The sequence below is a fragment of the Dyadobacter endophyticus genome (assembly GCF_014641595.1).
In the GTDB taxonomy this organism is placed as follows: Bacteria; Bacteroidota; Bacteroidia; order Cytophagales; family Spirosomataceae; genus Dyadobacter; species Dyadobacter endophyticus.
Window position 1 is genome coordinate 55,752 of record NZ_BMIA01000006.1, and the last position, 25,535, is coordinate 81,286.

The following is a 25,535-nucleotide window of genomic DNA, read 5'->3' on the forward strand; positions in this document are numbered from 1 at the left end:
GCCTCAATCCACGACCCGATAAACCGGATCCTCGATGATATTCACTTCGATCACATCATCGGCATTCCTAAGCAACTGCCGGCAATCTGCACTCAGGTGTTTCAAATGCACCTTTTTGCCCTCTTTTTGATATCTGGCGGTAATCTTGTTGAGCGCCTCGATGCCCGACATATCGGCGACGCGGCTTTCTGAAAAATCGATAATAACCTCCTGCGGGTCGGAGTGAACGTCAAATTTTTCATTGAATGCGGTTATAGACCCAAAGAAAAGCGGACCGTAAATCCGGTAATGTTTAATTCCATGCTCGTCCACAGACTTATGAGCACGGATCCGCTTGGCACTCTCCCAGGCGAAAACCAATGCGGAAATAATTACGCCGCTCAGCACCGCCAGAGCCAGGTTATGCAGGTAAATGGTAATGATCGCCACCAGCATGCCGACAAAAATATCCTGCTTGGGCATTTTGTTGATAACCCTGAAACTGGCCCATTCAAACGTACCAAATGCAACCATAATCATCACGCCGGTCAGAGCGGCCATGGGTACGCGTTCAATTACCGGCGCACCAATCAATATAATCACCAGAATCGCGAGGGAAGCGATGATTCCCGACAGCCTTGCCCTGGCCCCGGCGGAGATGTTTACCAACGTTTGCGCAATCATAGGGCAGCCGCCCATACCGGAGAAAAATCCGTTCAGGATGTTTGCACTTCCCTGGGCAATGCATTCCCGGTTGCCATTCCCTTTCGTGGCAGTCAGCTCGTCTACGAGATTGAGCGTCAGCAATCCTTCCGTAAGCCCTACCCCTGCCATGATCAGTGCGTATGGGATTATGATCTGAAAAGTCTCCAAACTGAACGGAATCCGGGGAAGGTGAAATGGCGGAAAGCCTCCGCTTACGGAGGCTATATCCTTCACGGTTTTGGTATCAATGCCAAAACCAAGCACGAGCGCGAAAACCACAACAATAGCGGCGAGCGAAGGCGGGACCGCTTTGGTTATTTTGGGTAAAAAAATGATGATCGCGATAGTCAGCAGCACGAGTGCCGACATGATGATAAACGGCGTGCCGCTAAGCCAAACCTGCTCACCGTTGGAAACAGTTTTAAACTGTTCCAGTTGGGACATGAATATGATTACAGCCAGACCATTCACAAAACCATACATCACAGGCTGCGGCACCAACCTGATGAATTTCCCAAATTTGAAAACGCCGACCAGAATTTGCACCACACCGGCCAAAGCGATTGCCGCGAAAACATATTCAATACCATGCGATTTCATCAGGGCAATCAAAACTATTACCGTTGCGCCCGCCCCGCCGGAAATCAAGCCCGGCCTTCCGCCCAACACGGAAGTAACAAGGCCCATCATAAAGGCGGCATAAAGTCCCGTGAGTGGAGGAAAACCAGCGAGAATGGCGAATGAAAGTGATTCTGGCATCATCGTCATGGCGACGGTCAGGCCTGCGAGAACTTCTGTTTTGTAATTTACTTTTTGTGTAAAATCAAATAAATTGAAGTAACCCTTCATTGGAACGCGGATGAGTTATTTGCACTTTTTGGGCCGGTCGAAACAATTTCCGGCAAAAACCACGCTAATATCGCCCCAAAACAGCCACTATCTAAATATTTGCAATATACAACCTGCCACTTTCGCTGTCCGTCGTCGTCGCTCGACGGATTTACGTCAAAAACCGACAACAGTCTCCGGATTTGATCAGCAAGCCACGATGGGAAAAAACATAAGCGGGAATATCTACATTTGACATACAGAACCAATTCGTCTGACTAGTTACAAACTAATAGCAGCATGACACGAGATCAAGCCATTGAGGACGCTTGGAAAATAGCGGCTTCTATCCCTCCAACGAAAGACAATCCCAATATAAGTATCCGCGTGGCCGACAAAGCTTCTTCGGACCCATCATCTTGGATAGTCACCTTTAAACAGGAAGAATATGCAGAGATGGACGACAGAGGATTTTGGATGGATCTAATCAAATGGGAGTTTGAGAGCGTAATCGAGCAATAGAACAGATCGCGAGGCTACTAGCGTTTGGCATCCACCTTCACATCCTTGAACATAAACGGATTATCACTCACCCGCACCGATTTCCCGCTTGCAACCTTTATTTCCCTCAAAATAACCTCTTTTGTTTTAACGTAAGGATATTTCTCCTGGTAAGAACTGTCTTTCATCTCCGTATTGAAATTGGCGAAAAGCGCCGGGCCCTGGTAGTTTTCCGGATGCTGCGAGTCGTCGATTCGAAGATTTTCAATGGTGATGCGTTCAGGCATATAGCAGGTGTAGCCGAAATCATGCTGCCCTGAATAAGACCCGCTTATCAATGAGGCGCTAACCGGCTTGCCGCCCACTGGCACAAAAACACAATTACGGATCACCAGTTCTCCTTGCCAGGTACTGCCGTAGTCGGGACGGAGGTTCACAATGCTCCTGCCGCGAATGGTGGAATTTTCCACTAACAAAAGCCCGCTGCCGATCGCATTGATACCCATATGCCCGAGGGTCGAGTTGCGGATAGTCGCGTTCGCTACACCCTGATGGGCATCAAACCGGGAGAGGGTACAATGGTCATAAAGAAGATTCTTGCAAAAATTGGAGCCCAGAATACCCCAGTAAATATTGTCGTCGATATCGTTCGTCTGGCTGCAATTCACAAAAGATATGTTAAGCGCGCGGTTGGCCAAAAGGTCGTAAGTACCCATCGAAACAGGCTTACCGGCCGCGCCAATGGTGTTATAGGTCTTGTGCCCGGTTAGGACACAGTTTTTCACCGTCACATAGGCACATTCGCCAACATTAATGAAGCCTCCATAAGGCGCACCGTGGTCTCCCTCGCCCGTGATGCGGTGTTCGAGCCCTTCCACAAGCACATTCGACCGCCTGATCGCGATGTTCCGGCTGTAATAAGTATACTTTGACTCTGCCTTATTGGCAATGGTGGTGAAACGCCCTCCGGTAATTTTCAATAGTTTCTCGTCGATCGGACGGGCAGAGATATCCGTGATCTGATCGAAATTCCAGATGATCGGAGCATTCATATCCACTTTGCCGCTTTTATCGACTACAAAAATATCCGTCTGAGAAGACCCGTTATTTTGGTTGAGACCAAACCGGATATATTGCTTCACATTCGAATTGGTGACGGTGATCAGGCAGGGGCCCGGCAGCGATGCATCGATTTTTTCCTGGTTCCTTTTTAATGAAAATATCCCTTCCAGTTTAAATGGTTTAAGGCTCGAACCTACCGTAAAAACGGAAGCGTCGCGATTTTGTACTTCGGTATCGTCAATGATAAAAGACGCCTTTCCGAAGTCGGTATCCGTCCGGATCATAACCGTTCGCTCTTTTCCTCCAATGTAATAGGTCGCTCCATCGTCGGCCCTCACCTGCAATCCGTGCATGTTGGCAAATGCATGGGTCGCAGCGATCGCGTCCAGGTCATCCACCTTGCCGTCGCCCTGCGCACCGAAGTCCCCATAACGAACCACGCCGGCAGCCTTATACTTCCTGACGTTTTTGGGCGATACATTCACTTGCAGTACGCCTTTTTCATTGGTATACACTCCGGTTTTCGTGTCCTCCGAAGTGACGACCACACTATCTGTCAGATTTACATTCTGTCCATGTGCCACAAATGGACCGGTTAGAAGAAGAAGTATCAGCAACGCGTATTTGGGCATAAGGGTTAGTTTAATAGTGATTAGTTTCAAAAGACGCCTTCCGGGAAAAATACTTTGCACACCCGTTTGTACGACAGCGCCCAGAGGCTCTCATACATCGCATCAATAATCTAAATCCCTGATTTTTTTAATAACCCTATTGGCTACAATCTGATAACCAAAGTTGTTGAGGTGAATTTGATCCGTGTTGTTTGCAGCACGCATACGACGGGGGAAGTTCCCTTTTGCAATGTCCTCCAAATCGCTGGCAGTCGGCGTAAATCCGATGTCATTCATCTCCGACTCAGTGGGGGGCGTCATTGCAACATACGACCTTCCGTACAGCATGGCCAATTGGTCGTTAAAGGCGGTAAGCTTAGCATAGCGGTCCGTCCCTTTGTTTTCGGTGGCGCCCGGCAATATACCCAACACCAGGTATCTCCGGGGTTCGGCGATGTAATCCACGGAACCTTTGATCGCCGAAAGAATATCTGTTTCCGGTCTTCCCTCAGCGATGTCGTTCCGCCCGTACCACAGGATTTGCGTGGCCGTCCTCAGGCGCACTGCGTCGTCGAGCTCAAAAATGGAACCATCGGGAATTTCGACTGCAACGGGCGTTTCAGCGACGGCTTCGGGATCGCTTTTCGCCAGCGGCTCCACCGTGTAGCGTTCGCCCACTTCCGGCAAAAATTTGCGCGTGATGGTGCATTGCACACCCGCAAGCATACCGGTACGGCTATAAACGTTGGCATTCAAGGGAGTCGACAGAAACTCATTGTTAAGTTTCGTGACGGTCACCGGCTTTCCACCGTCGAATTTGCCACCCGCTACCGACAGTGTTAAGGGAACACCTCCCTGCCGTATCGCGATCGATAATGCGATTTGCCCGTTGATCCCGTCATTAAACACCGGCCGCTCGGGGAAAGTATCTCCCACCCAGTCGCCGAACGGCCTGGTTCCACCGGTGCCAATGGTGAGACTGTCACCAAAGAATGCGAGTGTTTTGTCGCGTTTGTCCTTTTTGGAAGGAATTATTTTGTCAAGAATGTTATCGCAGGAAGCGAGGAGCATTGTGGATAATGCTGCCACCCCAGATTGACGAAAAAAGCGTCTGCGGCTCATTCGGCCGCGGATAGTGCGACCGGGGTCAGTGTGTTGGAATGATTTCATTTTGATGATGGAACGTTGTAGTAAAGGTGCTTTTGGACACATGCAATACATGTGCATAGCATGTTTGCAATAATCGTTCCACTCACATCCGCTGGTTTTCCTTGCTTCTGTCAAGGAATTTCTACAACGTTTCCATTAAAACAATTTGGATTTATTCCATTAATATGGATTAATTCCATTAATTTTGATCATCCAATCTTGCTATACATAAATTGGGTTTTAGGGTTGTATAATGATCACATTCCGGAGGCATTGCTTCCGGAATGTTTGTATTGAAGCAAACGGGACTCATTCCGACCGCAAGCTCTTCACGGGGTTAGTCAAAGCCGCCTTAATGCTCTGGAAACTGATCGTGAGCAAACCAACGCCTACCGAAAGCCCGGCAGCCAGTACGAAAACCCAGGCCTCAATGTCTATTTTATAGGTATATTCTTTCAAGAACGATTGCATCGCATACCAGGCAATCGGCGCGGCGATGACAAATGCAATCAGCATCAGTTTCAAAAAGTCGCGCGAAATCAATTCCACAATGCCGTAAACCGTAGCACCCAGCACCTTCCTGATCCCTATCTCCTTGGTACGCTGCGTTACAACGAAAGAAACAAGCCCGAACAATCCCAACGAGCCGATCAGCACGCCCAGCACGGCGAATATCTGAAGGAAATTAGAAAGCTTGCGTTCGCTATCGTAGAAGCTTTTAATGTCATCTTCCAGAAATTTAGGCTCGTAATAATTGTTGGGAAACATCGCTTTCCAGTGCTCCCCGATATGCTTGATCGCTTCCGCTTTTTTGGAATTATCGATCCGGATGCTGGCCAGCTGAAAGTTCCAGCCCGCGTATACATAGACATGCGGCATCAGTTTGGTTTTAAGGTCCTCGGAATGGTAGTCCTTTACCACGCCTACGACGTTCAGTTTCATACCCCAGAATTCGAGCTGCTCCCCTAGCAACTTTTCCATATTCCTGAAACCCAGGTCACGCGCGGCCTTTTCATTGACCACTACGTCGGTATACCTGGTGCCCTTGCTTTCGCGGATCGTGTCGTTTGCGGACAACATCCGGCCCGCAAGCAGTGGAATGCGGAAAAAGTGGAAGTAATTGGTATCGATGTGCTGGAGACGGAACGTTTCCTCCCCATTCGGAAGGCCCGGATACTTCATCATCCCCCACCAGTGATTCCGCTTGCTTGCAGGGGTAGTAAGACAGAATGCGACCTCACGGATCTCGGGATGCTGTTTCAGCTGCTGACGGAAGCGTTCGCGCAGCACGGCACGCCGGTCGGGCATATTGACGGTTACAATGCCGCTTTTCTCAAAACCGAGGTCTTTTTCATAAATATACCGCATCTGCTTCATCGCGAGCAAAGTACAGATCACCAGCACCTGCGCGATCACAAATTGCATTACGACCAGCGACGACCGCAACGAAATACTGCTGCCAGGCAGTACGACACGGTTTTGCAATGCCCTCACCGGCTGAAAACCCGAGAGAACGAGGGCGGGATAGAACCCCGCAAACAGCGTGACCACAATCGCGAGCGCACCAAGGAAAAGGTAGGTGTCGATATTCCAGACTGCCGAGCCGTCGATGTGCGTATTCAAAAGCTCCGAAGAGTAGGAAACCAGCCTTCCGGCCAGCAATGCGCCGAATAAGGTTGCCAGCACAACCAGCAGCCCGGTTTCCCCGAAAAACTGGAACACGAGTTGCTTCCTTCCGCTGCCGAGCACCTTGCGCACCGCCACCTCGCGTCCACGTTGAATAGCCTGCACGGTAGCCAGGTTCACAAAATTGATGCAAGCGATAAATATGAGGAATATGCCTATGCTCGTAAGCATGTAGAGCATCCATTTCGGCATCGAATAGTTGAACGGATCTTTGCTGGTATCAAAATGCATTTGCGGCAGGGGCTGCAACTCAAACGACGTAACCGATGTTTCATCCGGCTGGCTTTTGGCAATACGGGTAAGTTCGGCATTGATTGGTGCCGTTGAAGCGCCCGGTTTCAGCAATACATAGCCTTGATGCATCGAATCGCCACCGCCGAGCTTGTCCTCCTGGGCTAGGTCCGGTTGCATTTTTTTCATTGTTTCCCATGAAATGATCATTTCCATGGGAAATTCGGTGTTGAGAGGAAGGTTACTAATCACGCCGGTAACGGTCAAGTCGATGCTGTTATCGTAGCGGAGGCGCTTGCCGATTGCATTGCCTTTGAAAAGCTTCCTGGCCGTCTTTTCGTCGAGTACCACCTGCCCCGGCGCGCTGAGCGATTGCTTCGGATTGCCGGCGATCCAGCGGATATCCAGCATTTCGAGCATGGCGGGTTCAGTAAAGAAGATATTGTTCTGGTTGAACAGCTCTGTTCCTATCTGCACGGCTGCCGGGTTCATTCCGTAGAAATTGGCGGCCGTTTCTACACCCGGAAACTGGGTTTTCAATATTTTAATGACCGTCTGGTGCACATGCGACTGCTGCTCCCCGAACTTGTCGGCTGACTTGACCCTGTAAATGCGGTCGGCTTTGGCATGAAAACGATCGAAGCTGAATTCGAACCGGACGATCCAGAATAGCGTAATAGCCACGCCGAGGCCTAGCGTCAGGCCCGTCAGATTAATGAAAGTGTACAGCCTGTTCTTTTGCAGGCTCCGATAGGCAGTTTTGAAGTAGTTCCCGATCATAATTCCCAGGCAGGTTACATTTGAGATAACAAACTCAGATCATTTCAAAAATAGCCTGCCAATTAAAAGAGGCCGTCAGAAACGGCCTCTACACGCAAACAATCAAGAAAATCAAAAGCCGGGCTGTCCGTAACCGGACAAAATCCGTTCAGGTTTGGACAGCCTCAGCCACTACCTCAATACCAAAACCTTTTGCTGGATCACTCTGTCGTGCCCGGCCATGCGGACGACGTAAATGCCCGAGGCCGTATTTCCGAGCGGGATATTCACCGGCCCGCTTCTGCCCCCGATCTTTTCCATCAATATCACTTGTCCGCCCGCACTCACCACTTCGACGGTTTGAAAAGGCTCTTCTACAAGCAAGCTTAATTCATTGTTGCTGATCAGCGAGGGCCGCACAAAAAGTTCGCTCTGAGTCTCCCCGCCGCGGTTGACCGTGATCATTCCCGAGTACCTGAAACTTTCGTCGGTATCCGTCATTTTCAAGCGATAGTAAAGATTGCCGTTTTCCAATGTGGTGTGTGTAAATGAATACCGGTTTCCGGCCTGCGCATTCGCGCCTTCTACCGAGCCAATGCTTTCAAAGTTGCGCGCATCGGAGCTGTACTGAATATCGAACGATTTAAAATCCTTCTCCATAGAAGTCTGCCATATCAACTTCACTCCTTCGGCACTGGGTGCTCCTGAAAAATCAACCAGCGTCACCGGCAACGGGTCCTCCGCCTCAATGCGGTATACGGCGGTAGCTGTAACCGCGAAGATTTCTCCCGACTCGTCTTCCCCAATGTCTCTTACACCGATGGTTGTGGAAGGTTGATATTGTTGTGAAGAGCCATCCGAATTAATTTTGTGAATATCGCCCGAACTATAATCCATCCCGATGTAATAGCCTCGCATCACCGGCCAGTTGTTTCCGCGGTACACCACACCACCGATCACGGAAGAACCCCTCGCGGTGCGCGTTCTATACGTGTAAACAGGTTTGGTAAAGCTGGCTGAATCCGGACATTCGTTTATGGCAATACCCGGCGTGTAGCCATTGCCTTCGAAGCACCGCCATCCGAAATTGGTACCCGATGCATTCCCGGCCGTCGTGTGATTGACCTCCTCCCAGGTATCCTGCCCCACATCGCCGATCCACAAGCCGTAATTCTGGCGGTCGAAACTCCATCGGAACGGATTTCTCAGCCCCCGGATGAAAATCTCGTTCCCGAACGGGTTGCTAGGCGGTATGATATAGGGAATACCGGAACCTGGGGGCGTATTGACGTCCAACCGCAATATTTTGCCCAGCAGGCTACTGGTACTCTGGCCGTTTTGGTTGGGATCGTAGCCAGCGCCACCGTCGCCGGTGGAGAGGTATAAATAGCCGTCTTCATAACCAAAATGCATCTCCCCTCCATTGTGGTTGGTATTAACCGGGTGTGGGATTTTCAGGATTTCGAACCGCGTGTTGGCCAGCACGACGTTTCCGGATGGGTTTGCAGATGTGTACCGGGCTACCACCAGGTCGCCGGCGGTGTCGGTGTAATAGGTATAAAGAAATCCATTGGTGGAAAAGTCGGGATGGAAAGCGATACTCAGCAAACCGCCCTCTCCCGCCTGCGAAACGATCGTCCCGCCGCTATTCATATTGAGGTATTGAATCGGGGTTGTCAACGCACCGGGGTTATACATCGTGATAATACCGGCGCGTTCCGCAATAAAAATCCGGTTAGAATTGTCGCCTGCATGGACAAGCTGCATGGCGGAGGTCAGCCCGCTGATAACGGCTGTTGGGTTGATGCTCACATCGGGAACTTGCGCACAAACTTGCAGGGTGGTAAGAGCGAAGCAAAATACCAGGATATGCCCCCGCAGCAGTTTATAGTGGTTGATATGTTTCATATTTAACAGGGTTAATAGATGACACTACTTCTACCATTTATTACGAAATCATACTACAATTCCCATGCCCGCATCAAGCCTGGAAAATATCCGCAAACAAAAAGCCTCCGGAAGCATAACTCCCGGAGGCCCAATATTTTGCCGCGATCAAAGATCGGTCAATAATAGAATGTACCGTATTCGCTGCTGATTGTCAATTTTTTCTCATCAGACGCTTCCACCCGGCCGATCACCTGTGCTGCGATGCCGAATGATTCCGAAATTTCGATCACCCGTGCCGCATAGGCTTCCGGCAGGTAAATTTCCAGCCTGTGCCCCATATTGAACACCTTGTACATCTCCTGCCAGCTTGTGCCGCTTTCTTCCTGAATGAGCCTGAACAATGGCGGTACCGGCAGCAGGTTGTCTTTGATAATGTGAAGGTTATCAACAAAATGTAGAATTTTTGTCTGGGCCCCGCCACTGCAATGTACCATGCCATGGATCTGCGTCCGCATTTCGTCGAGTAGCGCCTTGGCTACGGGTGCGTATGTACGTGTAGGCGAGAGGATTAGTTTACCCACATTCAAAGGAGCACCTTCTACTTCGTCGGTTAGTTTTTTGCTGCCGCTGTAAATAAGATCTTCGCTCACCTCGGGATCGAAGCTCTCGCTGTATTTTGATAGGTATTTACCCAGAATATCATGTCTTGCGGAGGTGAGGCCGTTGCTGCCCATGCCGCCGTTGTATTCGCTTTCGTAAGTAGCCTGGCCGTAGGAAGCGAGCCCCACGATTACGTCACCAGCCTGGATATTGGCATTGTCCACCACTTCCGAGCGTTTCATTCGGGCAATTACCGTGCTATTGACGGTCACGGTGCGCACCAGGTCGCCTACATCCGCTGTTTCGCCGCCCGTACTGTAAATCTCGACGCCGTAGCTCCTAAGCATCTCCAGCACATCCTCCGCACCGTTGATCACCTCCGCGATCACTTCACCCGGAATGCGGTTTTTATTGCGGTCGATGGTCGATGAATAGAGCATCGGGCCGGTCGCGCCCACGCATAGCAGATCGTCGGTATTCATCACGATCGCATCCTGTGCAATGCCCTTCCAAACGGAAATGTCGCCGGTTTCTTTCCAATACAAATACGCCAGGGAAGTTTTGGTACCGGCCCCGTCGGCATGCATGATCGTGCAGTAGTCCGGGTCGCCCGCGAGCGTATCCGGTACTATTTTGCAAAAAGCCTTTGGAAAAAGCCCCTTGTCGATCTTTTCGATGGCCTTATGCACATCTTCCTTTGAAGCCGATACACCGCGCTGGAGATAACGGTCGGTAGTTTTCATCTGAACGTATTGATTAGTAAGCTATCCTGATTCCGCCACAAAAGTAGGCAAAAAGGGGGCTCAAACCTTTACTTTAATGAAAGTAGTGGTTAATATTGAGCTTTTAAAGCCCTGAACCCACTTTTGATTTCATGCATTTTTTGATTCGTTCAGTAGTTGCACTAGCCCTGTTATTTGCCGCCAGCTCGCTTGAAAACCGTTCTTTAGCACAGGCTCCAAATTCGCGGGCCGCCGCCGACACCCTGAACCCCATTGAGTCGCTGGTATCGTTTGCCACCAGGCATTTACATATCCCCTACCGTTCGGGCGGTTCCTCCAAAAGAGGTTTCGACTGCTCTGGATTTGTCAGGTATTGTTTCAACCAATGGAACATCATACTTCCGCATTCAAGCGCCGCTCAGGCGGAGCACGGTGAAGCCGTAGAACTAGACGATGCCAAGCCCGGCGATCTTATTTTCTTCAAAGGCAACAGCACCAAAAGCAAGCGCATCGGACATGTGGGGATCATTACCGAAGTCGCCCCCGGCTATGTAAAATTCATTCATTCTGCCTGGAAAGGCGGCATCCGTTACGACCTGCTGAACGCAGCCTATTACAGCAAGCGGTTTGTGGCTGTGAAAAGAATGATTGAATGATTGATTTTAATCAACAAATAATTTTCTTTCTCTTTTGATCCGTCGACTTAAGTCGACGGCAAGATGATTGACCTCCAGCCATCCTTTGCAGTTGACTTTAGTCAATTGAATAGAGAGATAAAATGGCTTAGTTCTTGTTTGAATTTGTCCAGCCATATTTTTGCATGAATCTATTTATCTCTGTTTCAAAGGTTTTTCCTTTGTGGTGCTCTTCCTGCTTCAGGATATAGCGTCTCACAAAAGGCACATGCCGCTCGCTGACACTTACAGCCCAGTAGTCGTCCTGCCAGACAAACTTTGTTCTTGTCAGCCTATTCTTATTGATCCAGTGCGCTGATTCTCCTTTGATGATCTTCATTACATCCGCGAGTGTCTGCCCGCGGGCAAGGCATATGAGGCAATGGGCATGATCAAGATACCCATTCACAACATCCAGCTCGATTCCCTTCGACATCGCATATTCTTTAATATGCATAAACACTTTCATCCGAATCTCGTCCCGCAGCACAGGCATCCGATATTTCGTAGAAAAGACAACATGGATCCAAACACGAGTCCAACTCATAGCCTAGAAGATTTAAACGCATCCAACAATAAACCACCGGTGGTCTCATTGATACGCTAAACCATCTATTTGGTAACACACTTCAAAACATCCTCAACAAAAAATCCCCCTGGCCGTCGACTTCAGTCGACGGAAAAAGGGTAAGAATGAGCTAATGGTGTTAAATTTGCAGTAATGTTTCATTCAACAATTTTTATAATCCTGCATCTTGAAACTCTGGCAAAAGGAAAATACTGTCACTTCTGAAAAAATAGAACGCTTCACGGTAGGGCGCGACCGCGAGATGGATCTGCATCTGGCCGAATTCGACGTGCTGGGCAACATCGCCCACGCCACTATGCTCGAAACCATCGGCTTGCTCACATCCGACGACCTCGCCGCATTGAAAACCGAGCTGAAAGCCATTCACCAGCAAATCGAAAAAGGTGAATTCGTGATCGAGGAAGGCATCGAGGATGTGCATTCGCAGGTAGAGTTGTTACTTACCCGCAAGCTTGGCGATACCGGCAAAAAGATCCATTCAGGTCGCTCGCGCAACGACCAGGTGTTGGTGGATATGAAGTTATATACCCGTGCACGGCTTTTCGAGGTGGTACAGGCTGCCGAAAAGCTTTTCGACGTGCTGACGCGCAAATCGGAGGAGCACAAAAATGACCTGCTCCCCGGCTACACACATTTGCAAATCGCCATGCCGTCGTCGTTCGGTCTGTGGTTTGGTGCCTATGCCGAAGGCCTGATCGATGATATTATCCAACTCAATGCAGCCTACCGCCTCGCAAACCGCAATCCGCTGGGCTCCGGCGCAGGCTACGGGTCTTCGTTCCCGTTGAACCGCCAGCTTACCACCGAATTGCTTGGTTTTGAAGGAATGCATCATAACGTCGTGTATGCGCAAATGAGCCGTGGGCGCACGGAACAGGCCGCATTGACTGCTATTTCCTCACTCGCAGCGACCGTTTCCAGGCTGGCGATGGACGTTTGCCTTTACAACAGCCAGAACTTCGGCTTCATCGTGTTGCCCGACGACCTCACGACCGGCAGCAGCATTATGCCGCACAAAAAGAACCCGGACGTGGCCGAGCTCCTGCGCGCTAAAACCAACCGCATGAAGGCACTACCGATGGAAGTAACGATGGTATTGAGCAACCTGCCGTCGGGCTACCACCGCGATATGCAGCTGCTGAAAGAAATCCTGATGCCGGCATTCGACGAAATCCTCGACTGCCTCGACATCGCCGCATTCATGCTCGAACATGTGAAAGTAAAACAAAACCTGCTCGACGATCCGAAATACGATTTGCTCTTCAGCGTGGAGCGCGTGAACGAGCTCGTGATCGCCGGTGTTCCTTTCCGCGATGCCTACAAGCAAGTAGGGACCGAAATCGGCGACGGCACTTATGTTGCGCCGCGAGCGTTGAAACACAGCCATGAGGGAAGTATCGGTAACTTGCAGACCGACGCGATTCGCGCGAGAATGGAGCAGGAAATTGCCGCTTTTGGCTACGATAAGATAGCCGCCGCTTTTGAAGCACTTTTAAAATAAATACCATGAAAACCCGGTCCGCCATTATCTGGATGTTAGGCTGCATTGGATTCGGCCTGTTAGCCGCCACCAGCGTGAACCGTCCGAGCCTCGACGGACGGGGTAATCTCAAAGTCATTTTCTTCCTCGACCCCGAATGCCCCGTCTCGAACGCGTACATGCGCGAGATCAAGAGTATTCATTCGGATTATTCCAAAAAAGGAGTGGCATTCGAGGCCGTATTCCCTGTGCCGACCGTTAAAAGGGAGGATATCAAACGCTTTTTAAGTAAATATCAGGCAGCCATGCCCGGCTACCAGGATGCCGGGCTGCAAAAGGTGAAGCGCTACCAGGCGACCGTGATGCCCGAAGCTGTGCTCGTCAATGCAAACGGGGAAATCCTCTACCGCGGTGCGATCGACAATTGGTATTATGCCTTGGGTAAAAACAGGGCGAAGGCCACCGAGCTGTATTTAAGGAATGCCATTGAAGCGGTATTGAATGGGGAAATGGTACTTGTAAGCCGTACTGATGCGATCGGATGTGTGATTAATCAGTAAGGGAGCAGCGTTTCAATGAAATGACCACAAACAAAAAGGCAGGCCAATCGGCCTGCCTTTTGTGTTCTTTAACTAAATCTATATTAAAACTATTGCTTATCCCACCATACGCGACCGGTAGCATCCTGAGGATCCTTTCCGAAGCCCGGAATAGCCGCCATGCCGTCATATGCCGCTTTTTGATTGGCATAATTTTGATCATTCTCGTTAAGCAGAGAAAGAGGTGCCCGACGAGGAATGGTCAGCACGGCGTTATTGTTCGTTAAAACTGGTAACGCAACAGCGCTTGTCGCATTCGGATATCCTGTACGTTTCCACAAAGCCCATCCCTCAGAAGGTTGCTTCAAGAAATGCAGGTAAGCCTGTGAAGCAATCTGATCCAACGCTTTGGCAGCATCAAATGCAACCGCCGGTCTGAGCAAATATGCATCTATTTCAGCCTGGGTAACTGCGGTATAATTGGTAAGTTGAGATTTTGTACCAATCATATCATACCATTGAATGGAGCTTACTACCCCTTTTTCATACCAATCCTTGGCTCCCGCTCCAATTCCACGGGCAGCTACTTCGGCACGCATAAAGCAATAGTCCGAATAGGTCAATACCGGAATATAAACCAGTCCTGTACCTCCCTTACCATTGGCGTCCGCTTCCGCAGGGCGGAACAATCTTGGCTGCAGATAGCTCAATGTATCCACAACGATGGAGTTCTCTCCCGACTTTACGGTACGCGTAGTGTAATATCTGGCTCTGATGGCAGGGCTCGTCGCCTGATCCGGGCTGGTGTAGCTACCCAAATATCTACGTGCAGGTTCGGTAGTTCCAGCAGGTAATTGTTTATCTGCAATGAGCAGGTTGATATTAGCCTGGGTGTAAGTATTAGGTGCCACAAATGCATCCAAACGAGGATCCTTATTCTCCCACATAAAATCCACCATCGGTTTGGTAGCCCTTAAGCTGGTAGGGTTCCAGTTTCCGCCTTCGGTGAATGATTTACTTGCCGTATACACCCAGCCATCTTCGTTCGCGCTCATCAAATCAGCTGCGGGCATTGCCAATATCTCGTTAATCACGGCTGTTGCCTTTGCCTGGTCGCTTTTTATTTGCCTCAGCGCAATTTTCAGTCGAAGTGCGTTACCAGCCTTAACCCATTTCAAGGCAGCACCGTTGTAATACGAATCGTAATTCCCAAGCGCAATTTGAGGAGCACCAGGAGTTTGCTTCAATACGGACACCGCTTCTTTGAGTTCCTCGTCAAGCTTAGCAAATAATGCTTGCTGTGTATCGTAGGCAGGTTTTAATGTTCCGCCATAACGAGCCTGGAATGCCTCGCTATATGGGATACTGCCATAAATGTCGGATACATAAAAAGCATAGTAAGCTTTCAGGATACGAGCTATGCGTATCATATGAACAAACCTGGGTTGCTCCGACTCAGCCATTTTCTCAACCAGCTTTTCTACGTCGGTAAGCTGTGTGCCCGCGCTGTACAATGCGCCGTAGCGATTTGAGAAGTTAGAAACGTTGGTTGTAAATGCTCCCTGGTTACCCCGCACATCTGTTGCATACTGCATCCATGGCATTATCCGGGTATAGAAATCGTAAAATGCCTCGAAATCTTGTCCCTGAATAGCCCTTGAGGCGTTCGCAAACTGATTCTCCGGTGGAATCGAGGATAGCGCGTCCGGATCGATGTTCGTATCAACAAAGTCCTGCTTGTCGCAAGACGACATTACTCCTACTAACAGCAGTAAAGTCGTACAAAGAATTTTATTATTTATTTTCATTGTTATTTCGTTCTATTTTTTTCGACAAATCCTGTATATCAAAAGCCGACATTTACAGAAAAACCAAGGTTTCTGGTGAAAGGCGCACCACCATATTCAGCAAATTCACCTGCATTATTGCTCTTTAATCCCTCTGGGTTAACGCCATCCTTAGCAGTCATATAGAGGTAAGCGAGGTTACGGCCGGTCAATCCTACTCTCAGAGACTGAATTTTAAATTTGTTGATCAGACTCGTAGGAACGGTGTATCCAACAGAAATTTCGCGAAGCGACACCCAGGAGTTTTCAAATACCGAATATTCCCGGATACCTGAACCCCACTGCGTCAGGTTCTCATAATATGCATATGCAGGGATCGGTTTTAAGTAGCCTTTTGAAACAGCTTCTGCGTAAGGCATTCCGCCCAGGTCAAGTTCCTTGCCGTCGACACTCACTTTATAACCGTCAGCCAAAACACCCTCCGGAATAATACCGTCATCGCGTGTTTTACCCGATGCATCCGTAAAGGTCACACCGCCCAATGCAGCATTTCTTCCTGGCAAGCTGTTTTTCAAACTTCCGTTGGAAGAACCATACTGGTGCGTACCAGAAGCCATGAGTCCGCCAATTTTAGCATCGACCTGAAGAGTCAGGTTGAAATTGCCGTATTGCAGGTTGTTCACGTTGCTTAGGAGGAACTTCTCAAGCATTGTACCCAGGTCCCTCGATCCTTGTCCGTACGACCCGCTTCTCAGGTAGGTAGGATAGCCGTCGGTAGCGTTGCTGGAAGCACCAATTACCTTTTGTCCATTGGATGGGCTGGCAATATTGTTTCCGCTGGCATCTTTCGCCTGGTACAGCGCATATGCATACGCCGATGTAATCGTTCCATAATCTCCTCCTACCCGTGCAATAGACCTTACGTCATTACCGAATGCCAAGCTCAATTCATAGCTATCTACACCTGGCACCAGTTCAAGTATTTTGTTCCTGTTGCGAGAGAAGTTGAAAGATGTATTCCAGCTGAATTTCTCAGTTTTTACCGGAGTGGCGGTCAATAAAATTTCAATACCGCGGTTTCTGATTTTACCGGCATTAATGATACGGCCCGTTAATCCTGATTCCTGAGGAACGCCAACAGTAAGGATCTCGTTGGTCGTGATTTTATTGTAGAATGTAAAATCGATTCCTAAACGGTTGTTGAAGAAACGAATATCCGTACCAAGTTCGAGCTCACGCGCCAAACGGTTTTTAAGGTTTGCATTAGGCAAAGTCCTGTCTCTGAAACCATAAGAAGCAAGCGGAGTCCCGTCTGGAAGCGTGTAATTATCGCCTGGGTTGTAAATACCCGTGCGGTTTGTGCTCCAAGCATCAGTATCACCACCTGTATATCCGAAGCTGGCGCGAAGTTTACCAAAAGTCAACCAGGATGGAACACCTTTTAGCGATTCGGTAGCAATCCAGGAAAGTCCCACAGAAGGATAATCGTACGACCAGTCGCCGGTTCCGTTTTTATAAGTTAACGTAGAAGTCCAGTCGCGACGATAGCTTGCATTAAGAGTCAGCATACCCTTGTAAGTCACATCACCATAAGCATACACAGCATCCGTTCTCTTGGAAGGTACAAGCGCGGCACTTGCAGTAGCCACATTAATAGAATTGGAAAGTGAATATACTTCCGGAATTCTCAAGCCGCCGGCGGTACCATTCTTAAATTCTCTTCCTCCGTTGATTTTGTTAGTCTCACCCCCAACGCTAAAATTCACTTCAAAATCTTCTCCGAAAGTCTTAGCAGCAGAAAGCAAACCTTGCACACGATACTGGTTATTGTTGGTGGCATAGGTGCTATACTCATCGTTGCCGGAGAAACGAGCGCCATCTCCACGTTTTTTGTATTCCCCTGTATAAATCTCATTCTGCAAGTTGCTTCTGAGCAAGCCGGTCAGCCAAGGCGTGATCTGGGCCGTCAGATCTATATTTCCACGGAATATCTTTTCATTCCGTGTTCTTTTGCGCTCGTTAATTTCCCACATGAAATCTGTAACGCTGTAAGGGTCGTTCGCCCCTCTCCTGCGTCCACCCACAGTCAGATCGGTATAGTTATGCATCCAATAGTCTATATCCAGGTTCCGTGGGCGATAATATACAAACTTGAAAATAGGGTTATAGCTGCTTCCCTGGTTAGTCGGGTTCAAAAGATTATTGCTGGTATAATCCGCCGACACATCCAGATTAAAGATTTTACCGATCTTCTGCGTAGCCCTTACGTTGAAGTTGTTTCTTTTCATTTCTGTACCGGACGGCATTACCGAACTGTTGAACAGATTGGAATAAGATACCCGGAAACTACCCCTGTCATTACCTCCGTCAACAGCGACGTTATGGTTGATATACTTACCAGTATTAAAGAATTTGATCGGGTCGTTCGCTTTCCATTCAACCATTCTCCCGTCGATGTCCTTAACTTGCTGTCCCTTGAACTCCGGCCCGTAAGAATAGAACCAGTTATTGGCATCCACCTGATCAACCCCATCCGCTCCTTTTGAAAAAGTTGGATCCAACCCTGCTCCAAACTGATTTTGCAGGTCAATGATTTTATAGGCCTTTTCAAATGAGGATGAATGGTTGTATGTAACACCAAGTCCTTTTGTTTCTCTTCCCTTTTTGGTTTGAATAAGTACAACACCATTCAACGCTTCTGAACCATAAAGTGAACTGGCGGCTGAGCCTTTCAGAACACTCATCGATTCGATGTTGTCAGGGTTGATGTTCTTCATAATGTTACCAAAATCCTGCTGACCACCCCATGAATCTGCCCCGGTAGTTCCCGGACGGATCAAAACACCATCAATTACAAATAATGGCTGTGTGTTCGGACTTAAAGAGGCATTTCCACGAATACGGATTCTTGAAGACGACATCGGCCCGCTCGCTCCCTGGTTGATCATCACACCGGCAACCTTACCCTGCAAAGCATTGACAAGGTTAGCGTTGTTGGTGCGGGATAGTGAAGTCCCTTCGACTGTCTGAGCCGAATACGACAATCTTCTTGCATCCTTAGCCATACCAAAACCCGTGATGACTACTTCATTAAGCGTTTTGTTGTCTTCGTCAAGGTTGACGGTCAATTGGGTGGCGTTGCCTACCGGCACCTCTTTAGTTACAAATCCAATTGATGAAAATACAAGCACCGCCGAACTGGAAGGCACAGCAATGCTAAACTTTCCGTTAACATCTGTCGCGCCGCCTGCGCTGCCTCCTTTAATAAGGTAGGAAACGCCGGGCAAAGGATTCTGATCCTTGTCGACCACCGTCCCGCTGACGGTCTTTCTGTCTTGGGCCATACTCCATGTACTTCCGGTGAGGAGGAGGAGCAATGTTACCAGACGTGTTAAAGTAGTACACTTTTGTCTCATGGTAAATTTGGTAAATTGAATTTTTAGGTGGTTTAAGTTAACTGACTACATTACTCTGATCCGAAGACCGGCACCAGCTGACGCCGGTTTCCCATTCGCACATCAAGCATTGTAATGTCAAAAATAAATATTTTTGTTAATAAAAATATAACATTTATTAAAAAAAATTAATAATTAACATACAATTGTAATAGACTATTTGCCAATAGTTTCTTTTAGCCGTATTTTCTGAATTACCTGTAACCCGATCCCCCTGCCCTGCTTTTGTCCGTTCACAATGGCCGCGCGATAATGAATCCCCCCGTAGAGCCGACTGATCCCCGCCTCTTCCGCCGCCGCCGCAAACGAAGTGAAATGCCTTACGGGCAAGCCGTACGGTGTTTCAGTGTGGTCGTCGAATGCAAAATTTGCCCCTAGCCTGGCTTCCAGCACCTCTGCTGCGGCGGCTGATATGACGCTGTGGCCGCTGGTATATTCCGGAAATGGCGGTGTCTGGAGCAGTGGTCGCCACTTTTCGTCCATGTGTGCATTGATCACCGTTTCGGGCCTGATAAACTGGCTACGGTACTTTTCGTCCCAGCAACTGATGAAACCATCGAACAAAGCAATGGAAGTGAGCAGGTACACCGCCGACGATTCGATCCAGTTTTTTCCGGCGCTTTCCATTGTCTGTCCGGCGATTGAAATCCAGTGGCCTCCTGGCGAAAGTTTTTTCGTCGCGAAGTTCAGGTGCCCCTGTGTGTTGAGATAAAAAGGATTACAGTCCCAAAAACTCGCGATCAGGATTTCTTCCTTACCAAGGCTACGGGTCCTGTCATAAACTTCTTTCACTTCCTTCATAAAGACACTGCCAGGCTCGGTGCTGAACGCAGGTGGCGGAATGGGCTTAAATTGCGCCGCCGAATCGAGCGAAACGGGGCGGATCTGGCTCCAATAAGGTTCCACGGCATCGATATAGCCGGGAGGTGTCGGCATCCATTTCCCTTTTTCCTTACTATATGTATAACGACGTTTTTTTCTGGTGGCGGCATAATTGTCGCGCGCCGCCCATGCGAGAATGCTGTCGCTCACCATTTCACCCAGGCGCAGCGAATTTTGGTAAACGGCTTCGTCGTGCTCCCCACAGCTTGCAAGAATACTTTCCGCGCTGTCTTTGAGCATCGGCTCGGAAAAGACCAGCTGCCCGCCGGTCCTGAAAAATGCATACAAAGCCGCCAGTTTATAATTGATATCACCCGACGCACGCCAATCTTTTTCGCGGGGCGCTTCTATCCTGGGAAACCCATTAGCTTGCCCGTAAAGGCTTTTATAGCCTTCGTTGCCAAGTACCAGTGTTTCATAAGCGGCCGCATTGGCATACAAATAAATGCGGCTCGCCACCGGCGGCGAAAATATATCGTGCACAATTACCCGCGTAAGGTTGTGCTCCGCGCGGTGCAGCAACGCCGTACGCGGCTGTGCATGTGTTGTTCCCGCGAGCATGCATAATGCATACACGAAATATCTGAGGGCCCTATTCCGGATCACTTTTTCCATTCCAACAAGACGGGCTGATCGTCATTAACGGTAAACAATATACGCTTTTTATTTAACAAAACCCCACCACGCACATCGCCGCCTGCCCATAGGCCGGTTTCCGCGGGCGAAAGTGTCTCGAATCGGAAAGGCGCCACCTGTTTCAACACCGTCCCTACCGAAGCGTCGCAAGGCCCGAGCTGCACGCGATAAGGCGAAAAATTGCCCGCAAGTACGAGATCGGTTTTACCATCACCAGTCAAATCCTCTGCGATAATGCTGCTCGTCCGGGAGAACTGTGCCGCTTCGGGAAGCGCATGCCTTTTGAATCCAAAACTTCCCAGGTTTTCCAGCACAATGCTGCGTAGCTCTTTGCAATACACTTTCTTACTCTTCTCTACGGCATCTTTGCCAAAAATATCTTCCAACCTCGCATCGGCGTAGCCGGCATAGTTGGTGTATTTCCTTTTAAGGGCCGTCATCTGGTCGAGCATTTCGTCGCGGGAGAACATCGGGTAACTTTTCTCGCCGATATAATAGGTACAAATGGGGTCGATCACACCGTTTTTGTCGAAATCGTCGTAATAGATCGTCACCGGGCGGTCGGGCGTTGATTTATATTGATTGTTTAAACCTGCATTACCGAGTATGAAATCAAGGTCGCCGTCCCCGTCGAGGTCGGTGGCTTCCATAGCGGCCCACATTCCGTCGGAATCTTTCAATGCTTCAACCGACTGGTTTTCAAATGTGATACCTGTATTCTTAAAAGCCATGACGGGCATCCAGTCACCTGCGAGCATCAAATCGGGCTTTTTATCAGAATTTAAATCGGTAAAAACTGCGGCGGTAACCATCCCCGGGTTCAGCAAAGCAGGCACGGCAGCCGTAATGTCCGTGAATTTTACGCTGGCACCCTGACTATCATTCCTTAATAAATAACTTCTCGCGGGCATCGGAAACGAACCGGGAACCGCGCGGCCTCCTACGAAAAGGTCCAGGTCGCCATCGCCGTCCACATCCGCCGCGGTAATGCACTGCTTGGGATTGCGCATAGACGGCAGCGCCAGTACTTCTTCGCGAAAAACACCTTTTCCATCATTCAGGTACAGGTGATCGCGGTATTCGGGGGCATTCTCGTCGAACTCATTCCCTCCGCTCACAACGTACAAATCCAGGTCGCCATCGCGATCGGCATCGAAGAACAACGCATTCACTTCCTCGCAAACCACATTCTGACGCCAGGGCTGGGCGGCAGCGCCTTCGAAAGTACCGTCTTGCTTTTGAATATAAAGCACGCCAAACTGGTGCGACGCGCCGCCCAGAAACACGTCGTCGAGGCCGTCGCCGTTCACATCGGCTTTCGCCAGCGCAGGCCCCAGCCGCGAAAGCTGGTAAGGAAGCAGAACCTCCACTTTGAAATCCACAAAATCATTTTCCTTATGCACAAAATCGATCCCGGCGGCCTGTGCGGCAACATGGTGAAACCAGGGGACAACCACTGGCGCATTTGGCTTTGGATCAACACCGTCGGCTTCCTTCATTACCACCAGCCCGGCTGCCTGATTGGTCAGAAAACTGGTTTTATCCGAAGGCCACCCGATCGTCACCGAATCGGCTTTCCCGGCATTACCCAACCCGAAATGCAGGTCGGTAGTGACGGTCGACTGGTAACCGCGCACGGGGTAAAGCTCTGCATATTGCATAACCCCTCCCACATACACGCGCACTTTCGCGCCGAACGCCTGCGAATTGGCATTCGTGCCCATCAAGCGTAGTGTTAGGCCTTTTTTATTGGTTTGATTCTGATAAATCGAAACCGGGTCGTTGATGTGTGAAATGACCATATCCAGGTCGCCGTCACCGTCAAAATCGGCGTAGGCAGCCGCATTCGACACCGCCAGCTCATTCATCCCCCATTTCTCCGAAACATCCTCGAAACCAACGCTTCCCGGCACACCAGTGTTCCTGAACAAATAGTTCCTCAGCTTGTTGGAAGGCATTTTCTGCACCAGATCGTAGGTTTTGAAATTCAGGTTTCCCTTCGCGGCCTCTTTCATCTGCTCGTCGGCCACGGTGTATTTCAGGAAATCCATATTGGTAAAATCCCGCAGGTAGCCGTTTGTAATGAGCAAATCCTTCCAGCCGTCATTGTCGAGGTCGGCCATTAAACCCGCCCAGCTCCAATCGGTGTTGCTAACGCCCGCCAGTTGGCCTATTTCGCTGAAACGCAGATTGCCCGCCTGGTCGATCCCGCGGTTCAGGTGCAGCATATTGCGCATATTCTGGTGGTAATACCCGCTGTCGAGCAACAGATGGTATTGATCGTACATATCAGCGCCTTTGAGCAACTTCTGGCGGTGGTTGTCCTCTGGCAGCATATCGAGCGTCAGCACGTCGGGCAGGCCGTCGTTGTTGAAATCGGCCACATCGGCGCCCATCGAGAACCTGGAAACGTGGGTAAACGACTTACGCAACGACTCGGTGAATGTGCCGTTCCGGTTGTTGACATAATAACAATCCACCTCAGTATAGTCGCTCGTCGTGTAAAGGTCCGGCCAGCCGTCCTGGTTCATATCCGCCACGACCACGCTCAGTCCGAAGTTCAATGCATTGTTGATAATGCCCGCTTTCTGCGTAACATCCTGGAATTTCAGTTTGCCCTTCCCGCCTACGTTCTCGAACAGCCGGTTACCGAAATAGGGGTTCGGCGTGGCCCGCATTTCCCTCGTGTTCAGGAACGGATTGACCGTGTGGTTGGAGTGGTTCAGCAGGAACATATCCAGGTCTCCGTCCTTGTCATAGTCAAAAAAAGCTGCCTGGGTCGATTGCGACCCGATCGCATTCAAACCTGCTTCCACGGCTACTTCCTTGAAAACCGGTACGCCGCCTTTCACGCCCTGATTGATAAACAGCTCATTGTTCTTGTCGGACAATTTCCGGTAAGGCCCCGAATGACAAACGTAGATATCGGGCAAGCCATCGCCGTTTACATCGGCCACGCTTACGCCCGTCGCCCATTTGCCATTGCCTTCGAGCTTCGCTTTCCGGGTCACATCATCGAATGCGATGCCCGCTTCCGGCGAACGATTGAGAAACAGCTTATTAGGAACCGTATTTCCGGAGATGAAGAGATCGGGCTTGCCGTCGCCATTGAAATCGCCCACACCGATCCCGTTTCCGTTGTAGAGATATTCATACCGGAAAATGTGCAGCGAATCGTTCTCTTCGATCCGGTTTGTGAAATTCACCCCGGTTTCTTTCGGGGGTAATTTCTTGAAAACAGGCTGGGAGAAAACAGCAAATGGCAGCAAAAACAACAGATAATAGAGTTTACCCATGCAATTCCGTTTATGAACCAATAAGAATCAATTCCACTTGAAAACAAGATCCTCGTCGCCAGGCTGCCTGTCGACATACATCAGGATGAGCGTCATCATCTCCTGATCGCTCCGCATATTGCCCGTCGACATGACCAGTTGCGGGGGGTTATGGGGGTTTGCCGGGTTACTTGCCGTATTATCGTAAGTCGCTTCCACGGTCACCACCGCACCTTTCGGCAGTACTACGGGTTTTTTGTATTTATAAATCTCCTGCCAGCGGAAATCCCACGCAGGCACGTGCACGAGACCGACCGTATCGCCCGAGGCCATCGTCGCATAAGCCTTGAACTCCTTGCCGAGGTAATGCATGTGCGGCCATGCGTACAGGAGCGAAATATCGGGCTGGTTGTTTGCGATGCGCAGTTTGAAACTGCTCACCTCGTTGGCAAAGATCATCAACGGCGGTGAAATCTCCTTTTCACCGATACCTCCCGAGCCGAGGCTTATCACCTTTACCTTGCGTTTGATAGGCGTTTTTTTGAAGAAAATATTCAATCCGTCGATGCTTTGCGCGTCTACCGAGCTGGGGCCGAAATGCACCGTCAGCAACACCACGCCCCGTTTGGGCATTATCCAACCCATATCTTCCGGGTAAGCCTCTACCGTCGTTCCCGGGATCCAGCCGCCGTAATAGGTCATTTCTTTTTTATACTTGACCCATTCATAATACTTGTCCCCCTCCGGCCCGCTCAGGTCCACGAAATCCACAGTGTTATGCAGGTCTACCGACGCGTCGGGCACGGGATGGATCGCAAAATTGGCGTGGTGGATAAGCTTCTTGTTGTTGGAAGTAAACTCGATTGCCTCTACATTGGCCTCCTGCGCCATCTCAAATGGTATCTTGAACATGACGAAGCGCTCCTTGGTGTCGCCTTTCAGCGCAAACGCCTCTTTCATGCTCAGTTTGAGGTCGGGCTTGCGTTTATAAGATGTGCCGGCGTCGAGACGGGCCTGCAAATCCTGTTCGGCCTTGACGTTGGCCTTCCCTTTGGGCGTGCCGCCGTCTATCCATCCGACAATCGTTTTGATCTCTTTTTCGCTCAGCGAGCGGTCGTTTGCGAAGGAATTATAATGGTTATCGGCCTTCCAGGGCGGCATATACCTGGAACTGACGACCTGTTTGATGAATTTGGAGCGTTTGGCAACATCCTCGAACGTCACCAGTTGGAACGGAGCTGCCTCGCCCGCACGATGGCACGGAACGCAATTGGTATGGATAATCGGTTGTACATCCTTATAAAACTCGGGAGCCTGGCCTGCACACCAACGACACAACAGCAAAAAAACCAGAACTAGGCCTTTTCGAAACAGCATGGTAATGAGTGGGTTTAACTCATGCAATTTAATAACTTTAAATTAAATTTTAAGAAAATTTAATAATTAGACAATAAAATTACATGTGCACACCGGACACATCACTGTTAACCTAGAA

The 25,535-nt window shown here is 49.6% G+C and carries 16 protein-coding genes; 4 read left to right on the forward strand and 12 right to left on the reverse strand.

Annotation, left to right across the window (positions count from 1 at the left end):
* Positions 1-3: 3 nt before the first annotated feature.
* Positions 4-1,533 (reverse strand): SulP family inorganic anion transporter, encoded by a 1,530-nt coding sequence (locus tag IEY24_RS29430; RefSeq protein ID WP_188938880.1) that lies wholly within the window; start codon positions 1,531-1,533, stop codon positions 4-6.
* Positions 1,534-1,812: 279 nt separating this feature from the next.
* On the opposite strand from IEY24_RS29430, the gene IEY24_RS29435 reads away from it, so the two are divergent.
* Complete coding sequence (locus IEY24_RS29435) at positions 1,813-2,034, forward strand: hypothetical protein (RefSeq protein ID WP_188938881.1); 222 nt, start codon at positions 1,813-1,815, stop codon at positions 2,032-2,034.
* A 17-nt stretch (positions 2,035-2,051) separates the two neighbouring features.
* On the opposite strand, the gene IEY24_RS29440 is transcribed toward IEY24_RS29435, so the two are convergent.
* The 5 genes from IEY24_RS29440 to IEY24_RS29460 all read right to left on the reverse strand — a co-directional run bounded on the left by IEY24_RS29440 (position 2,052) and on the right by IEY24_RS29460 (position 10,744).
* Positions 2,052-3,707, reverse strand: coding sequence for a hypothetical protein (locus tag IEY24_RS29440; protein WP_188938882.1), 1,656 nt, complete (start codon positions 3,705-3,707; stop codon positions 2,052-2,054).
* A gap of 102 nt (positions 3,708-3,809) precedes the next feature.
* Complete coding sequence (locus IEY24_RS29445; RefSeq protein WP_229223338.1) at positions 3,810-4,808, reverse strand: SGNH/GDSL hydrolase family protein; 999 nt, start codon at positions 4,806-4,808, stop codon at positions 3,810-3,812.
* Positions 4,809-5,144: 336 nt separating this feature from the next.
* Positions 5,145-7,532 carry an ABC transporter permease gene (locus IEY24_RS29450; RefSeq protein ID WP_188938883.1) on the reverse strand — a complete coding sequence of 796 codons (2,388 nt, stop codon included), beginning with the start codon at positions 7,530-7,532 and terminating at the stop codon, positions 5,145-5,147.
* 171 nt (positions 7,533-7,703) lie between these two features.
* Positions 7,704-9,419 (reverse strand): PQQ-dependent sugar dehydrogenase, encoded by a 1,716-nt coding sequence (locus IEY24_RS29455; RefSeq protein WP_188938884.1) that lies wholly within the window; start codon positions 9,417-9,419, stop codon positions 7,704-7,706.
* Positions 9,420-9,577: 158 nt separating this feature from the next.
* A complete protein-coding gene (locus IEY24_RS29460; protein ID WP_188938885.1) occupies positions 9,578-10,744 on the reverse strand; it encodes an AIR synthase related protein in 1,167 nt (388 codons plus the stop codon).
* 131 nt (positions 10,745-10,875) lie between these two features.
* Between IEY24_RS29460 and IEY24_RS29465 the strand changes: the two genes are divergently transcribed.
* Positions 10,876-11,379 carry a C40 family peptidase gene (locus IEY24_RS29465; protein ID WP_188938886.1) on the forward strand — a complete coding sequence of 168 codons (504 nt, stop codon included), beginning with the start codon at positions 10,876-10,878 and terminating at the stop codon, positions 11,377-11,379.
* A 127-nt stretch (positions 11,380-11,506) separates the two neighbouring features.
* Here IEY24_RS29465 and tnpA read toward each other — a convergent pair whose 3' ends face one another.
* Positions 11,507-11,944: an IS200/IS605 family transposase gene (gene tnpA, locus IEY24_RS29470; protein WP_188938887.1), complete on the reverse strand. Its 438-nt coding sequence runs from the start codon at positions 11,942-11,944 to the stop codon at positions 11,507-11,509.
* 208 nt (positions 11,945-12,152) lie between these two features.
* On the opposite strand from tnpA, the gene argH reads away from it, so the two are divergent.
* Complete coding sequence (gene argH, locus IEY24_RS29475) at positions 12,153-13,487, forward strand: argininosuccinate lyase (protein WP_188938888.1); 1,335 nt, start codon at positions 12,153-12,155, stop codon at positions 13,485-13,487.
* 5 nt (positions 13,488-13,492) lie between these two features.
* Positions 13,493-14,026, forward strand: coding sequence for a thioredoxin domain-containing protein (locus IEY24_RS29480; RefSeq protein ID WP_188938889.1), 534 nt, complete (start codon positions 13,493-13,495; stop codon positions 14,024-14,026).
* A gap of 89 nt (positions 14,027-14,115) precedes the next feature.
* Here IEY24_RS29480 and IEY24_RS29485 read toward each other — a convergent pair whose 3' ends face one another.
* The 5 genes from IEY24_RS29485 to IEY24_RS29505 form a co-directional block, all read right to left on the reverse strand.
* A complete protein-coding gene (locus tag IEY24_RS29485; RefSeq protein WP_188938890.1) occupies positions 14,116-15,813 on the reverse strand; it encodes a SusD/RagB family nutrient-binding outer membrane lipoprotein in 1,698 nt (565 codons plus the stop codon).
* A 38-nt stretch (positions 15,814-15,851) separates the two neighbouring features.
* Positions 15,852-19,208, reverse strand: coding sequence for a SusC/RagA family TonB-linked outer membrane protein (locus IEY24_RS29490; RefSeq protein ID WP_229223339.1), 3,357 nt, complete (start codon positions 19,206-19,208; stop codon positions 15,852-15,854).
* 195 nt (positions 19,209-19,403) lie between these two features.
* On the reverse strand, positions 19,404-20,744 hold the full coding sequence (locus tag IEY24_RS29495) for a vanadium-dependent haloperoxidase (protein ID WP_188938891.1): 1,341 nt from the start codon (positions 20,742-20,744) through the stop codon (positions 19,404-19,406).
* Entirely contained in the window at positions 20,732-24,061 is a 3,330-nt protein-coding gene (locus IEY24_RS29500) for a VCBS repeat-containing protein (protein ID WP_188938892.1), read from the reverse strand. Before IEY24_RS29500 ends, IEY24_RS29495 begins: the two co-directional genes overlap by 13 nt.
* Before the next feature lie 27 nt (positions 24,062-24,088).
* Positions 24,089-25,417, reverse strand: coding sequence for a cytochrome c (locus IEY24_RS29505; protein ID WP_188938893.1), 1,329 nt, complete (start codon positions 25,415-25,417; stop codon positions 24,089-24,091).
* Between the last annotated feature and the right edge of the window lie 118 nt (positions 25,418-25,535).